This is a genomic window from Rhizobium sp. AN68 (assembly GCF_030758035.1).
GTDB classification, from domain to species: domain Bacteria; phylum Pseudomonadota; class Alphaproteobacteria; order Rhizobiales; family Rhizobiaceae; genus Agrobacterium; species Agrobacterium tumefaciens.
In genome coordinates this window covers 1,881,215-1,894,779 of the sequence record NZ_JARWMI010000003.1, presented here as the reverse complement: position 1 = coordinate 1,894,779, position 13,565 = coordinate 1,881,215, and the positions used below count along the sequence as shown (strand labels likewise).

15 protein-coding genes are annotated in these 13,565 nt (G+C 58.6%); 9 read left to right on the top strand and 6 right to left on the bottom strand.

Going from position 1 to position 13,565, the window contains the following annotated elements; translation table 11 throughout:
- Positions 1–121 precede the first annotated feature (121 nt).
- Both ligA and RBH71_RS22390 read left to right on the top strand, forming a co-directional pair.
- The gene (gene ligA, locus RBH71_RS22395) at positions 122–2,296 is read left to right on the top strand and encodes an NAD-dependent DNA ligase LigA (protein WP_003513196.1); all 2,175 of its coding nucleotides are present in this window, start codon (positions 122–124) and stop codon (positions 2,294–2,296) included.
- A 64-nt stretch (positions 2,297–2,360) separates the two neighbouring features.
- The gene (locus RBH71_RS22390) at positions 2,361–3,254 is read left to right on the top strand and encodes an aminoglycoside phosphotransferase family protein (protein ID WP_111800998.1); all 894 of its coding nucleotides are present in this window, start codon (positions 2,361–2,363) and stop codon (positions 3,252–3,254) included.
- 4 nt (positions 3,255–3,258) lie between these two features.
- Here the strand turns inward: RBH71_RS22390 and RBH71_RS22385 are convergent, their stop codons facing one another.
- Both RBH71_RS22385 and RBH71_RS22380 read right to left on the bottom strand, forming a co-directional pair.
- Positions 3,259–3,789 (bottom strand): GNAT family N-acetyltransferase, encoded by a 531-nt coding sequence (locus tag RBH71_RS22385; RefSeq protein WP_003513192.1) that lies wholly within the window; start codon positions 3,787–3,789, stop codon positions 3,259–3,261.
- Between the two features lie 187 nt (positions 3,790–3,976).
- Entirely contained in the window at positions 3,977–4,909 is a 933-nt protein-coding gene (locus tag RBH71_RS22380) for a DMT family transporter (RefSeq protein WP_025594031.1), read from the bottom strand.
- Positions 4,910–5,106: 197 nt separating this feature from the next.
- Here RBH71_RS22380 and gcvA point away from each other — a divergent pair, with 197 nt between their 5' ends.
- The 3 genes from gcvA to RBH71_RS22365 are packed head-to-tail and all read left to right on the top strand — an operon-like array spanning position 5,107 to position 7,199.
- Complete coding sequence (gcvA, locus tag RBH71_RS22375; RefSeq protein ID WP_003513188.1) at positions 5,107–6,009, top strand: transcriptional regulator GcvA; 903 nt, start codon at positions 5,107–5,109, stop codon at positions 6,007–6,009.
- Positions 6,010–6,052: 43 nt separating this feature from the next.
- The gene (locus RBH71_RS22370) at positions 6,053–6,661 is read left to right on the top strand and encodes a 3'-5' exonuclease (RefSeq protein WP_003513186.1); all 609 of its coding nucleotides are present in this window, start codon (positions 6,053–6,055) and stop codon (positions 6,659–6,661) included.
- Between the two features lie 46 nt (positions 6,662–6,707).
- Positions 6,708–7,199, top strand: coding sequence for a CreA family protein (locus RBH71_RS22365; RefSeq protein ID WP_003513184.1), 492 nt, complete (start codon positions 6,708–6,710; stop codon positions 7,197–7,199).
- A 212-nt stretch (positions 7,200–7,411) separates the two neighbouring features.
- On the opposite strand, the gene RBH71_RS22360 is transcribed toward RBH71_RS22365, so the two are convergent.
- A complete protein-coding gene (locus tag RBH71_RS22360; RefSeq protein ID WP_003513183.1) occupies positions 7,412–7,879 on the bottom strand; it encodes a chemotaxis protein CheW in 468 nt (155 codons plus the stop codon).
- Between the two features lie 85 nt (positions 7,880–7,964).
- On the opposite strand from RBH71_RS22360, the gene RBH71_RS22355 reads away from it, so the two are divergent.
- The 3 genes from RBH71_RS22355 to RBH71_RS22345 all read left to right on the top strand — a co-directional run bounded on the left by RBH71_RS22355 (position 7,965) and on the right by RBH71_RS22345 (position 9,978).
- The gene (locus RBH71_RS22355) at positions 7,965–8,261 is read left to right on the top strand and encodes a hypothetical protein (protein ID WP_003513181.1); all 297 of its coding nucleotides are present in this window, start codon (positions 7,965–7,967) and stop codon (positions 8,259–8,261) included.
- A 143-nt stretch (positions 8,262–8,404) separates the two neighbouring features.
- Positions 8,405–9,004 carry a cytochrome oxidase assembly protein Sco gene (gene sco / locus RBH71_RS22350; RefSeq protein WP_003513179.1) on the top strand — a complete coding sequence of 200 codons (600 nt, stop codon included), beginning with the start codon at positions 8,405–8,407 and terminating at the stop codon, positions 9,002–9,004.
- A 95-nt stretch (positions 9,005–9,099) separates the two neighbouring features.
- On the top strand, positions 9,100–9,978 hold the full coding sequence (locus RBH71_RS22345) for a 50S ribosomal protein L11 methyltransferase (RefSeq protein ID WP_003513177.1): 879 nt from the start codon (positions 9,100–9,102) through the stop codon (positions 9,976–9,978).
- A 150-nt stretch (positions 9,979–10,128) separates the two neighbouring features.
- Here RBH71_RS22345 and RBH71_RS22340 read toward each other — a convergent pair whose 3' ends face one another.
- The gene (locus RBH71_RS22340) at positions 10,129–10,302 is read right to left on the bottom strand and encodes a hypothetical protein (protein WP_003513176.1); all 174 of its coding nucleotides are present in this window, start codon (positions 10,300–10,302) and stop codon (positions 10,129–10,131) included.
- Between the two features lie 337 nt (positions 10,303–10,639).
- Here RBH71_RS22340 and RBH71_RS22335 point away from each other — a divergent pair, with 337 nt between their 5' ends.
- The gene (locus tag RBH71_RS22335) at positions 10,640–12,481 is read left to right on the top strand and encodes an aminopeptidase P family protein (RefSeq protein ID WP_003513174.1); all 1,842 of its coding nucleotides are present in this window, start codon (positions 10,640–10,642) and stop codon (positions 12,479–12,481) included.
- Here the strand turns inward: RBH71_RS22335 and RBH71_RS22330 are convergent.
- Together RBH71_RS22330 and RBH71_RS22325 are read right to left on the bottom strand one after the other, a co-directional pair.
- Positions 12,478–12,792, bottom strand: coding sequence for an AzlD family protein (locus RBH71_RS22330; RefSeq protein ID WP_003513172.1), 315 nt, complete (start codon positions 12,790–12,792; stop codon positions 12,478–12,480). The genes RBH71_RS22335 and RBH71_RS22330 overlap by 4 nt on opposite strands.
- Positions 12,789–13,508 (bottom strand): AzlC family ABC transporter permease, encoded by a 720-nt coding sequence (locus RBH71_RS22325; RefSeq protein ID WP_003513170.1) that lies wholly within the window; start codon positions 13,506–13,508, stop codon positions 12,789–12,791. Before RBH71_RS22325 ends, RBH71_RS22330 begins: the two co-directional genes overlap by 4 nt.
- Between the last annotated feature and the right edge of the window lie 57 nt (positions 13,509–13,565).

Below are 13,565 nucleotides of genomic sequence, written 5' to 3'. Positions count from 1 at the left end.
GGCTTCCGTTTCATCCGGATGCTCAGAATAGCGGATTCCCGCCTGTTGAAAAGCGAGGATAGTTTTGCGTTTGCCAATAATTCGCTAAAAGCATTGCAGATTCATCCGTGAGGCTTCTTCCATGTCGAAAGACCAGATTCCCGTCGAAAACCTGACCGAGCTTGAGGCCTCTTCCGAGCTGGCATTTCTGGCAGCCGAGCTTGCCCGCCACGATGCGCTTTATCATGGCAAGGACGCGCCGGAAATTTCGGACGCGGACTACGATGCGCTGAAGCGGCGCAACGATGCCATAGAGGCGGCTTTCCCGGCGCTGGTGCGGGCCGACAGCCCTTCGAAGAAAGTCGGCTTCACGCCGCTTCCCACCTTCGCGCCCATCGTGCATGCGCGGCCGATGCTGTCACTCGACAATACGTTTTCTGAAGGTGATCTGCGCGATTTCGTCAGTTCGGTTTACCGCTTCCTCGGGCACCTGCCGGATGATTCGATTGCCTTTACCGCCGAACCGAAGATCGACGGACTTTCCATGTCCATCCGCTACGAGAGCGGCAGGCTGAAGACGGCGGCAACACGTGGCGACGGCACGACGGGCGAGAACGTCACCGCCAATATCAAGACCATCAAGGAAATTCCGAACCAGCTGCCTGCCGATGTACCCGATGTGGTGGAGGTGCGCGGCGAGGTCTATATGGCCAAGAGCGACTTCATGGCGCTCAATGCCCAGATGGAGGCCGATGGCAAGCAGACCTATGTGAACCCGCGCAACACGGCCTCCGGTTCGCTGCGCCAGCTTGACGCCAATGTGACGGCGAAACGCAAGCTGCGGTTCTTTGCCTATGCGCTTGGCGAGGTCTCGAATGGCGGCCAGCCGACGCGGATTGCCGACACGCAATATGGTATCGTCGAGAAATTCCGGGAATGGGGTTTCCCGGTCAATCCGCTGATGAAGCGATTCACGTCTGCCGAACAATTGCTTGAACATTATAATGAAATCGGCGTCGCGCGACCCGATCTCGATTACGATATCGACGGCGTGGTCTACAAGGTCGACCGGCTTGACCTTCAGGAACGGCTGGGTTTCCGTTCGCGCAGCCCGCGCTGGGCCACCGCACACAAGTTTCCGGCCGAGCAGGCCTTCACCACGGTCGAGAACATTGAAATCCAGGTAGGGCGCACCGGCGCGCTGACACCGGTTGCGCGTCTTACCCCGATTACCGTCGGCGGCGTCGTCGTCACCAATGCGACGCTACACAATGCCGATTACATCGAGGGTATCGGCAATAGCGGCGAGCGCATTCGGCCCGAGGATCATGATATCCGCATTGGCGATACTGTCATCGTGCAGCGTGCAGGCGATGTCATTCCGCAGGTGCTGGATGTGCTTCTGGAAAAGCGCCCGGCTGAGGCGGTGAAATATGCGTTTCCGGAGAAATGTCCTGTGTGCGGCAGCCATGCGGTGCGGGAGCGCAATGAAAAGACCGGCAAGCTCGATTCGGTCACGCGATGCACCGGCGGTTTCGTCTGCCGGGCGCAGGCGGTCGAGCATCTGAAACATTTCGTTTCGCGCAATGCCTTCGATATCGAGGGATTGGGTAGCAAGCAGATCGATTTCTTCTTCGAAAGCGAGGATCCGGCCCTCTCCATCAAGACCGCGCCTGATATTTTCACGCTGAAGGCGCGGCAGGAGGCATCGCATCTTACCAAGCTCGAAAACATAGATGGCTTCGGCAAGGTCAGCGTCAAGAAACTGTTCGATGCCATCGATGCTCGCCGCGAGATCGATCTGCATCGGCTTATCTTCGCTCTCGGCATTCGTCATGTCGGTGAAACCACGGCGAAGCTTCTGGCGCGTTCCTATGGCACCTATGAGCATTTCGAGGAAGCCATGAAGGCGGCAGCCGACCCGGCGAGCGATGCCTGGGCCGAACTCAACAGTATCGATGGCATCGGCGAGGTCGTGGCGCGCGCCATCATCGAATTCTACAAGGAACCGCGCAATCTCGATGTCATCGACCGGCTGATACGGGAGCTGCGGCCGAAGGAGGCCGAGAAGCCCTCGACCGAAGGCAGCCCGGTAGCGGGCAAGACGGTGGTCTTTACCGGGTCTCTGGAAAAATTCACGCGCGACGAGGCCAAGGCCCGTGCGGAAAGTCTGGGCGCCAAGGTGGCCGGTTCCGTATCGAAGAAGACGGATATTCTGGTGGCCGGGCCGGGGGCAGGTTCCAAGCTTGCCAAGGCGGCGGAGCTGGGCGTTCAGACCATGGACGAGGACGAGTGGCTGGCGCTGATCGGTGGCTGAAGCACCGTCATCGCCTCGCTGTTTTGCGCCGCTATGGGTCTCATCCTGAAACAGGGAACGGGACATGGATGACCGCATCGTCATCTCTACGAAGCACGTTCGAGCGCTGATCGCAAGCCAGTTTCCGCAATGGGCGGGGCTTGATGTCAGGCCGGTGGAACTGAGCGGCTGGGATAATCGCAGCTTCCGCCTTGGTGATGATATGCTCGTTCGCCTGCCGAGCGCTGGCCGCTATGTGGCACAGGTGGAGAAGGAGCATCGCTGGCTGCCGAAGCTTGCGCCTCTTTTGCCTCTTCCGATCCCAAAGCCATTGGCGATTGGTGCGCCGGGACAAGATTATCCGTTTCCATGGTCCGTTTATGGCTGGCTTGATGGCGAGCCTCTCGCCCGGCATCTTGGGCATATAAATCTCGCAACAATAGCCGTCGACGTAGCAGCGTTTTTGAAATCCCTGCAGGGCATCGATGCGACGGATGGTCCGCTTGCGGGCGAGCACAATTTCCACCGCGGTGGGTCGCTTGCAGTCTATGACGGCGAGGCGAGGGCGGCGGCGTTGCGCCGTGCCGATGAGGTCGATCAGAGGCTGGCCACGGAAATATGGCAGCTTGCTCTTTCGAGCAGCTGGCAGGGCCAGGGCGTTTGGGTGCATGGCGATATTGCCGAAGGCAATCTGCTGGTGAGAGATGGCCGCCTCTCAGCCGTCATAGACTTCGGCAGTTCCGGGGTCGGAGACCCGTCTTCCGATCTCATTCTGGCATGGAACGTGCTCGACGCCGAAAGCCGGAACGTCTTTCGCCTGGCGATGGATCTCGACAATGCCACATGGCAGCGCGGGCGCGGCTGGGCGCTGTGGAAGGCGTTGATCACGCTTGAGGCTCAACGTGGACGTGATGAGAAACTGGCCGAATGGTCACGTCGGACCATTCGGGAAGTGATTGCCGATCATTTGTCCGCCTGAAACATCAGCGCAGACGCGCCATGACGTAGGCGTCGACATATTTGCCGTCGCGATAGGCATCGTTGCGCAAGGTGCCCTCGCGTTCGAAACCGAGTTTCTCATAGAGCCGGAGGGCGGCGAGATTGTCGGTGAAGACATTCAGTTCGATGCGACGGATATCATGCCAGTTATCGGCCGCGTCGATGAGTGCCGTCAGAAGCCTTGAACCGACGCCCTTTCCGGCGAAATCGTCGTGAACGGACATCGCAAGATCGGCGACATGGTACTGTCTGCCCGCTCTGCGATATAATCCGGCGTTACCAACGAGTTTTCCGTGCCACTCCGCGACGATGACGATGTCGGTAGGGGCTCGGTTTTCTATCGATTTTCTCGTCTTTTCAATTGCCTGGAAAGGCTGCCGAAGGGTGCCGTGCCGGACGCCGGGAAGGTTGAGCATTTCCGTCAATGCTTCGACGTCTTCAAGCCGGGTCGCACGCAGGACAACGTCCTTCAGATCAAATGGCTTGTTTGTAATATCCGCTGGTTTCATGTTCATGCCTGTCTCCTTGTGGCGCGTTCGGAGCAGGCGTGACACCCCTGCTCTTATCGGCAGGGGTGGATGTTGATCGCTCAGTGCGCGGACATGCCTTTCCCTGCCGGTTGACCGGTCATCGTCATATGGCGGGTGGTCGTCGTTTTGATAGCGATCATGATGGCGAGAATGCTTTTACGAACTGTCACTGTCAAGCGGGTGCCTTGCGCAGGAAATCTCTTAGTTTTGCCGGCAGCCTGCCGTCAATCGCGGCAAGGCCGGCGGCAATCATCGCCATTCCAGCGAAGTGCTTGATTTCCAGCTGTTCTCCGAGAATGAGCGAACCGAGAAGGATGGCGCTGACGGGAATGAGGAAGGTGACGAGCGCGAGATTGGTGGCGCCGGCAGTTGCAAGGATGCGAAAGAAGATGAGGTAGGCCAGGGCCGTGGACAAGAGCGCGATACCGATGAGTGCGCCCCAGGTGCCGAGGCTCGGCATGGCAAGCGTCCAAGGCTTGTCAATGAGGAGCGCGGCGGGGATCAGCATCAGTGTCGAAGACGATATCTGGCCGGTGGCGGTCATCAGTGGCGGCACGCCCATGGCCTTGAAGCGGCGGCCGAATATGCCCGCGAAAGAATAGGAGATCGCTGCGCCGAGAATGGCAATCTGACCCCAGAGGCCGGAGATCGCACCGCCAAAGGCTGCCGGGCCGATCATCGTCGCCACGCCGGCAAAACCGATGAGAACACCCGCCAGCTTGTTGCCCGTCATCTTCTCGTCGGCTGTGAGGAAATGGGCGACGATGACGGTAAAGAGCGGCGTCGTCGCATTGAGGATCGAGGCCAACCCGCTGGCAATATGGGTCTGGCCCCAGACGATCAGGCAGAAGGGAATGATGTTGTTGAGCAGGCCCATGCCGAAAAAGGCGCGCCATACGGCCCATTGCCGTGGCAGATGAAGGCCCATGATGCGGCAGACGATCAGCAGTGCCGTGGCAGCGAGGCTGACACGCAGCGTGACGATGGTGACGGGCGGCAGTTCCTTGACGGCAATGCCGATGAAAAAGAACGATCCGCCCCACAGCAGCGAGAGCGCCACAAGCATCCCCCATTCGCTGGCATCCATCTGTTTTTGTATTGCCACCTTCGTCTCTCCCACCGCTGGAAAATTGAAATAGTCACAGAGAACGCCACGTTCAGCCACCCGATATCGGTTGAGTTTAGCTCAATCAGTCGTCTGGCAATCTTGGTTCCGTCCGTGCCCGTTGCATCTATTTACTCCTCATATTTTGCTGTTTTCAAACGATAGTTTCTCGTCGGATAATTGAGCTCAGCTAAACCATGGTTGCAGAACTCCCTTCCTTGAAAGGATTGCAGGCCTTTGAGGCTGCGGCGCGCTACCGCAGTGTCACGCTTGCCTCCAACGAGTTGAACGTCACCCCCGGCGCGGTCAGCCTGCAAATCCGGGAGCTGGAAGCCCGCCTTGGCGTGCAGCTGTTTGTCCGCAAGCCGCGCAGCATCCAGCTGACGAGGGAAGGGGAGCGGTATTACGGTTCCCTTCGCACCGCATTCCGAATGATGCGCGAGGCGACGGCGGAACTGACGGCGCGATCAGAGATTACGGTCTTGACGTTAAGCTGCACGCCAACTTTTGCGGTGCAATGGCTGATGCCGAGATTGCCCGGCTTTCAGCAACAACATCCGCAAGTCGATGTTCGTATCAGCGTGACGAACCGGCTGGTGGATTTCTCAAGGGACGATGTCGATCTGGCCGTGCGTCACGGTTTTGGTCGCTATGAAGGGCTGGAAAGCATCCGATTCATAGACGACAGCACCTTGCCGGTCTGCTCACCACAACTTTTTGAAAAATATGGCCCGCTTCGGGTGGCCGGTGATCTGAAATGCGTGCCGCTTCTGCACGATGAAAACCGCAACGAGTGGCGGCGCTGGCTGGAAACGGCGGGGGCTACAGAGGTCGATGCTTCCGGGGGCACCGTGTTCATCGACAGCAACGGCGCGCTGGACGCGGCCAAGGCCGGGCATGGTGTTGCGCTGACGCGACGCTCGCTTGTTTCCCGCGAACTTGCCGAGGGAGCGCTGATAGCTCCCTTCGGCACGGACATTGCCAGCACGCTTGCCTATTTCCTGGTTTATCCGCGGCGCATGCTTGATAATCCCGATCTTGTGAGGTTGCTTGACTGGATGCTTGCGGAAGCGGGGTCTACCGAAGCCGGTTCTCTTTGACGCCAATCCGGTCTATGCCGGAATGAAACAACGGGAATCACTCTTGAAAACCATCGCCATCGATTTCGAGACCGCCAATGAGGAACGGGGTAGCGCCTGCTCCATCGGGCTTGCGTGGATAGAAGACGGTGAGATCGTTCGCGTCGAGGAACGGCTCATCCGGCCGAAGGACATGCGGTTCTCGCCCTTCAATATTGCCGTGCACGGTATTCGCCCTGCCGATGTAGAGGATGCGCCGGAATTCCCTGATGTGATGGAAGAATTCATCGACGATTTCCACGGCGCCACGATGATTGCCCACAATGCCGCCTTCGATTTCAGCGTCATGCGGGCATCCTTCGACAAATACCGGCAGTCCTATCCTGATCTTTCCTATCTGTGCAGCGTCAAGATTGCCCGCCATGTCTGGCCGCAGCTGGCGTCGCACAAGCTGAATGTGATTGCCCATCACCTCCAGCTGCGTTTCGTGCACCATAACGCCGCCGAAGATGCTGTCGTCTGCGCTGCGGCATCGATTGCGGCGGCCAGGGCGTTGCGCGTTGACCATATCCGTGACCTGCCGGAAAAGATCGGCATGGTTGCCGGCCGTCTCACTCCCACGGGCTATCAGCCGTGCAGCATGAAAAAACGTGTTGTCTCGCGGGTTGCGTAACCGTTCCCGGCACTTATGTTTGAAGTAGCATAACGGAGAACATGCGATGACGATGAAAACGCTCTCGGGTTTGTTTGCAGGCTTTCTGGTATTGTTTCCGGTGACGGTTGCGCATTCGGAGGTCGTCGGTAAGGTCGGTGTCGATTGGATCGGCAACGATATCGTCATCGAGGCTATTGCCGATCCCAAGATCAAGGGCGTGACCTGCCATGTCACTTATTTCGATCGTGGCGTCATCGACCGGCTGAAGAATGGCAATTGGTTTGAGGACCCTTCCAACAACGCCATTTCGTGCAGCCAGACGGGTCCGGTCGAAATCGGTGATATCGATCTGTCGAAGGGCGGCGAAGAGGTGTTCCGGCAGGGCATGTCGCTGGTGTGGAAGAAGCTGGTCGTAAGTCGCGTTTACGACAAGGCGAATGACACGCTGATCTATCTGGTCCATGCGCGCGAGCTGAAGGATGGCTCGGCCAAGATGGCGATTTCGACGGTGCCTCTCTATAACCAGCAGGTGACGTGGGAAAAGGGCAAGCCTTGAGGCTTTGCCCTTGGTACTGCTGACACCATAATTGACCCGCGACGTCATCCTTGGGCCGTCCCGAGGATCCAGTCACGTATCGTAAAGTCGATAGGTTGTAGATGCTCGGGAAAGGCCCGAGCATGACGGAGGAGAGGTTTCCGACCCTGCCGTGCCCCTCAGGGCAAGCTGTGGAACCTGCGCGTTATATTATCAAAACCTCACCGGCTCTATCAGGCCGCTTCGCGCGCCAGCTCGTCGGCAATCACGGTGTCGAGGTTGAGGAAGCACACCATGCTCTTTTCCAACGCCACGATGCCGCGGCAGAAATTGCGCTGTTCTTCGGGAATGATGTCGGGCGCGGGCTGCAGGTCTTCGGAGCGGATGGTCATCATGTCGGAGACCTGTTCCACCAGAAGTCCGACCAGCTTGCCGCCGATATCGGTGACGATGATGGCGGAGCGCTCGGAGGGTTCGGTCATTTTCATGCCGAGGCGGCCTGCCATGTCGATGACGGGGATGACGGCGCCGCGCAGGTTGATGAGGCCGAGAACATAAGGCGGCGTGTGCGGCATCGGGGTAACCGGCGCCCAGCCGCGGATTTCGCGGATCGCCATGATGTCGATGCAGAATTCCTGACCGCCGAGATGGAAGGAAACGATTTCGAGATATGCGCCGGATTGCTTGATGGCGTTGGACATGACGGCAGGTTTCCTCTGGCGGCTCTTAGGCAGGCCCATGCATGATTGAGCTTTATGCGGTGGCCGGAATAGACCGGGAGACATCATGTCGGAACTTAAAAACCGCTATGGCCATATTGCACAGCAAGATTTTAAACTTTCCCTAACAATTGGCGGTGCCGCGCTCGCAAAACCCAGTATTTTGGCGGTTTTCGTGCTGGTGCAAACAGGTTATAACAGACGCATGAACGCACTCGTTGCCAATCCGCTGAAGTTTATTCTTGCAAGCCTTGCGGTAGCGGCCTCGCTTGCCGTCGTGCTTCTTGCCTTCGATGGCTGGGTGCGACACGGCACGGATATTTTCCTCTCCGCCGTGCAAAGCGGCATCGCTTGGTGTCTGTAATCTGCCGTCCCGTCCCGGCTTTGTGACAAATCAGCGCGGTTTACGCAAATACGCCCAGTTGATTTGCCGTCGCCACCGCTGTTCGTTATCAGACGATGGAGGCCCACGTCATGCGGCCGGGCTTCGGGGGTAGGATTAGGACAATGAGAAATATTCGCATCGTATTGTGGGCCGTGGTTGTCGTTCTTGTCGGTGTCGTCAGCTGGTTGACGCTCGAAATGACCAAGACCCGTGAGGAAATGGTGGAAACGGCCTATGGCGTGCCGTTCGAACTCACGGCGCAGAACGGTCAGCCGATCACCGAAAAGGCGTTTCAGGGCAAGCCCACAGCGCTCTTTTTCGGTTTCACCCATTGCCCGGAAGTCTGCCCAACGACGTTGTTCGAGCTGAACGGCTGGATGGAGAAGGTAGACCCGGCCGGCGACAAGCTGCAGGCCTATTTCGTATCCGTAGACCCCGAGCGCGATACGCCTGAGCTCATGCAGCAATATGTCTCCAACGTCTCGAAGCGGATCACCGGCATCACCGGTCCGGCCGACAAGATTGCCGAAACGCTGAAAGGCTATCGCATCTATGCCAAGAAGGTGCCGGTCGATGACAAGGATCCGAATGGTGACTACACCATGGATCACACGGCTTCCGTGATCCTGCTTGACGCCAATGGTCGTTTTTCCGGCACCATCGCCTATGGCGAAAACCCGGATGTTGCCGAGCAGAAGCTCCAGAATCTGCTGAAGGGGTGAACGAGACGGCATAATTGTGCCTGGCTTATTGGACTGGCGGAGGTTTTGTGGCAAATGCAAGCCTTAAGAACCTTAGCTAGAGAAAGCAGCCTGCCGTGAGCGAAATCCGACTTTACGTCACCACGACCGAAATCAAGGCCGGTGAAATCCTCGATCTCATGTCGGACTATTTCGGCGAGGAGGATGTCGCGATCGCCACCACCGAGGTGGATGAGAAACGCGACATCTGGGAAGCTTCGGTTTACCTGATGGCCGAGCAGGAAGACGAATTCCGCGAGCGCATCGACACCTTGCTGGCACCGGCCTTTCCTGGCCTCGCCATCGAAAAGGAGATCGTTCCCGACATCGACTGGATCGCCAAGTCGCTCGAGGGGCTGAAACCGGTACGGGCAGGGCGCTTCATCGTTCACGGCGCGCATGATCGCGATAAGATCAAGCCCAACGATCTGGCCATCGAGATCGAGGCCGGTCAGGCTTTCGGCACCGGCCATCATGGCACGACAGCGGGCTGCCTTGAGATGATCGAGGATGTTCTGCGGGCGCGGACCGTGCGCAATGCGCTCGATCTCGGCACCGGCAGCGGTGTATTGGCAATTGCCGTGCGCAAGATGCGCCATATTCCGGTACTCGCAACGGACATTGATCCCATCGCGGTGCGCGTGGCCAGGGAGAATGTGCGGCTGAACGGCATCGTCTCCGGGCTGGCGCTTGAAACCGCTCCGGGTTTCCACTCCGACGCTTTCCGCAAATACGGCCCGTTCGATCTCATCATCGCCAATATTCTGGCGCGGCCGCTCATCAAGATGGCGCCGCAGCTTGTCACGCATCTGGCGCCCGGCGGCACCGTCATCCTGTCGGGAATTCTCGCATCGCAGCGCTGGAAGGTGCTTGCGGCCTATAATGGCGCGCGGCTCTCCCACGTCCGCACCATATGGCGCAATGGCTGGGTCACGCTGCATCTGCGCAAGGACTGACGCTTTAGCAGCATCCGTTTCCGGACAAAGAAAAGGCGGCGCTTTCGCGCCGCCTGAAAACCCGCGAGCATATTGGAGGAGAATCGCTCAAGCGGGTCGACGTATTCCTGTTCCTGCGCGGTGGAGGGAGGATCGCCGCGCCCGAAGTGATCAGAATACGTAGCTGGACTTTGCGGTGCGGCGAAGTTCGGCGCGGTTCATGCCGAGCGCTTCGAGCGACTTGTCGTCGAGGTTAAGCAGGGCTGCGTTGACATGACGGCTGACCTGACGCTCGCGTGCTTCAATGACACGATCGAAAGCGGTGCGGAGGAAAGATTTTGCCATTGCTTCAAATCCTTGTTTGCCAGGAGAGTGTGTCTCTCGCTGTGTTGGCTTGAAGATAAGCGATGTGTTTTTGTTTGGTTAGGGGTCTTGCTTCAAGGTAGGTATGCGTTTTTCACATGTCTTCGGCTTTTCAATATTACTTATTTAGGGAAAATTGCTCAATTTAGCGGCGTCTTTTCTCGGCCTTTGGGGTAAATGGCAGCGCACGTGCCTGTCGTAATGGTTGATGGCACATATGGCTTGAAACCGGGTTTGCCGGCATGGCATTGTCGTTGCGCGCCAATGATTTGACGGCGTTACCGACCGCTTTCCTCATGACAGTTCCCGAAAGATGCCCATGTTCCAGACCTTCGAAAACAAATCCGCGCCGCAATTCGGCAAGGCCCGCGTCGAGGCGCTGCGTGCCAGTTTCGACGCCCTTGGTATCGATGGTTTCCTGGTGCCGCGTGCCGATGAATATCAGGGCGAATATGTACCTGAATCATCTGAGCGTCTGTCATGGCTGACCGGATTTACCGGCTCTGCGGGCATTGCGCTGGTAACGCGCGCAGAGGCGGTGGTGTTTGTCGATGGTCGCTATACCACGCAGTTGAAGTCGCAGGTCGATCAATCGGTGTTCAGCGGTGGTGATCTGGTCGGTGCCCCGCCTTCCGTCTGGTTGTCGGAGCACGGGGCTGCGGGCTTTCGGCTCGGGATCGATCCATGGCTGCATACCGGCGCTGAATTGAAGCGGTTGGAAAAGGCGCTTGCGGGGAAGGGCGGTTCCGTCGTCCTGCTCGAAAACAACCCACTCGATGCCCTGTGGCACGACCGCCCGTCCGAACCGCTGGAGCCTGTCGTCATTCAGCCGGAAGCCTTCACCGGCAAGCTGGCGAAGGAAAAGATCGCCTCGCTGGCGGAGACGGTGTCTGCCAAGGGAGCCGATGCCCTGCTGGTGACAGATCCGTCTTCCATTGCCTGGATTTTCAATATTCGCGGCAACGATGTGCCGCACACGCCGCATCCGCTTGCCCGCGCCATCATCTATGCGGATGGCAAGGCTGATATTTTTCTCGACAAACGCAAGACCGGTATCGAGGCCGAGGCCTATCTGGCACAGCTGGCGACGCAATTGCCGCCATCGAATATCGCCGATCGTCTGCACGCCATTGCCAGCGCCAAGGGCCGCGTTATGGTGGACGCCGATCTGACGCCTGTGGCGCTGACAGGGGCGATTACGGCGGCGGGTGGCACCTTGATCGAGGAGGCCGATCCCGTCCGCTTGCCGCGCGCGTGCAAGAACGCGGCGGAGCTTGCCGGCTCGGCAGCGGCACATGTGCAGGACGGCGCGGCTATGGTTGAATATCTGTGCTGGCTGGATCGTCAGCAACCGGGCAGCGTTACCGAAATCGCGGCCGTGAAGGCGCTGGAGGCTGCGCGCGCCAAAGTGGGGCAGTCTCTCCAGAATCCTCTGAAGGACGTGTCTTTCGATACGATCTCGGGCGCGGGCGAACATGCCGCCATCATCCATTATCGCGTCACCACCGATACGGACCGGACACTTGGCGATGGTGAGATGTTCCTCGTCGATTCCGGCGCGCAATATGTCAACGGCACCACTGACATCACCCGCACCGTGGCAATCGGCAATGTCCCGGAAGATCAGCGGCGTTTCTTCACGCTGGTGCTGAAGGGCGTGATCGCCATCAGCGACGCACGGTTTCCCAAGGGAACGCGCGGTTGCGATCTCGATCCCCTGGCGCGTATCGCGCTGTGGAAGGCCGGTGCGGATTATGCTCATGGCACCGGCCACGGCGTCGGCTCCTATCTTTCGGTGCATGAAGGGCCGCAGCGTATTTCTCGGCTTTCGACGCAGGAACTTCTGCCGGGCATGATTCTGTCGAATGAGCCCGGTTATTACCGCCCCGGCGCTTTTGGCATCCGCATCGAAAACCTGATCTATGTGCGCGAGGCGGCGGAAGTCGCGGGCGGCGATCAGCCGATGTTGTCCTTCGAGACCCTGACCTGGTGCCCTATCGATCGCAGGCTGGTCGTCACGGCACTTTTGACCGACGACGAACTGGACTGGCTGAATGCCTATCACGCCGGCGTTCTGGAAAAGCTCTCGCCTTTGATCGCGGATGAAGAGGTGAAAGCGTGGCTTGTTGCGGCGACGCAGCCTCTGGAGCGGAGCGCTTAAAGGATAGAAAAGTGCCTGATGGCGACGACGATGGCCCAGCCAATGGCCAGCATCGTCAGGCCGGGGAAACGCAGGCAGACCAGAAGAGCGGCCACCATGGCGATCTTCACCTCGTATCCGCCTTCAAAAAAGGCGGGTGCGACAAGGGTCGTCAAAACCGCCACGGGAACGGCGTTCAATCCCGCCTCCATGCGCGGCGGGATGGATTTCATCCGCGTCATCAGAACATAACCGCCGATGCGGGTAAGATAGGTGGCGACGGTAGCGAGCGCGATCAGGATCAGCGTGTCGGCGTGCAGCAGATCGCTCATGGCGTTTCCACCTTGCTTTCAGAATTGGCCTCGCCGGTTGGTTTCGGCGGATAGACGACTGCGACGAGAATGCCGGCAAGCGCGCCGAGGCTGACATGCCAGGGCGAGCCGACGATGTGATAGGCAACGGTTGCGCCAAGAGCGCTTGCCAGCATCACCGGGTAAAAATTCTCCCGCTGGCGGAAGCTCAAAACCATGCCCATGAAATAGATCGGCAAAAGGACATCAAGGCCGATGGCTTTCGGGTCGCCGACGAGATTGCCGAGCGATGCGCCGACAATGGTCATCATCAGCCACAGAATATAGATCGGCGTGGCGAAGCCCATGTACCAGGCAAAACCGACCACGCCAGTGTTTTCGTATTTCCTGACCGACTCGGCGAATTGTGGATCCACCAGCACGAAGAACCCGATGGCCTTTTGCAGGAAAGTCCAGTTGGTGATCATTCTGGCAATGGCGGCCGAATAGAGAATATGGCGAAAATTGACGGCAAAGACCGATAGAACGATCAGCCAGGGGGCTACTTTCTGGCCGAATAATTCGATGCCGACCAGCTGGCTGGCACCGGCATAGACGGTGCCGCTCATGATCGTCGCTTCGGCGACGCTCAGCCCGTTATCGACCGCGACCGCGCCGAACAGCGCGCCGAAGGGAGCGGCGGAAAGGGCGATCGGAAAGCCGCTTTTGAGGCCTTCGCGGAAATCTGCATTGGACATTGTTCAGGAACTCCTTGCCCGCCGCTCTATCGCCGTCCCGGCCGGCTGGCAAACAAA

Excerpts from the sequence above, each read along its gene's own strand:
- ligA (WP_003513196.1), top strand. The coding sequence starts at position 122 with ATGTCGAAAGACCAGATTCCCGTCGAAAACCTGACCGAGCTTGAGGCC.
- RBH71_RS22390 (WP_111800998.1), top strand. The coding sequence starts at position 2,361 with ATGGATGACCGCATCGTCATCTCTACGAAGCACGTTCGAGCGCTGATC.
- RBH71_RS22385 (WP_003513192.1), bottom strand. The coding sequence starts at position 3,789 with ATGAACATGAAACCAGCGGATATTACAAACAAGCCATTTGATCTGAAG.
- gcvA (WP_003513188.1), top strand. The coding sequence starts at position 5,107 with ATGGTTGCAGAACTCCCTTCCTTGAAAGGATTGCAGGCCTTTGAGGCT.
- RBH71_RS22365 (WP_003513184.1), top strand. The coding sequence starts at position 6,708 with ATGACGATGAAAACGCTCTCGGGTTTGTTTGCAGGCTTTCTGGTATTG.
- RBH71_RS22360 (WP_003513183.1), bottom strand. The coding sequence starts at position 7,879 with ATGTCCAACGCCATCAAGCAATCCGGCGCATATCTCGAAATCGTTTCC.
- RBH71_RS22355 (WP_003513181.1), top strand. The coding sequence starts at position 7,965 with ATGTCGGAACTTAAAAACCGCTATGGCCATATTGCACAGCAAGATTTT.
- sco (WP_003513179.1), top strand. The coding sequence starts at position 8,405 with ATGAGAAATATTCGCATCGTATTGTGGGCCGTGGTTGTCGTTCTTGTC.
- RBH71_RS22340 (WP_003513176.1), bottom strand. The coding sequence starts at position 10,302 with ATGGCAAAATCTTTCCTCCGCACCGCTTTCGATCGTGTCATTGAAGCA.
- RBH71_RS22335 (WP_003513174.1), top strand. The coding sequence starts at position 10,640 with ATGTTCCAGACCTTCGAAAACAAATCCGCGCCGCAATTCGGCAAGGCC.
- RBH71_RS22330 (WP_003513172.1), bottom strand. The coding sequence starts at position 12,792 with ATGAGCGATCTGCTGCACGCCGACACGCTGATCCTGATCGCGCTCGCT.
- RBH71_RS22325 (WP_003513170.1), bottom strand. The coding sequence starts at position 13,508 with ATGTCCAATGCAGATTTCCGCGAAGGCCTCAAAAGCGGCTTTCCGATC.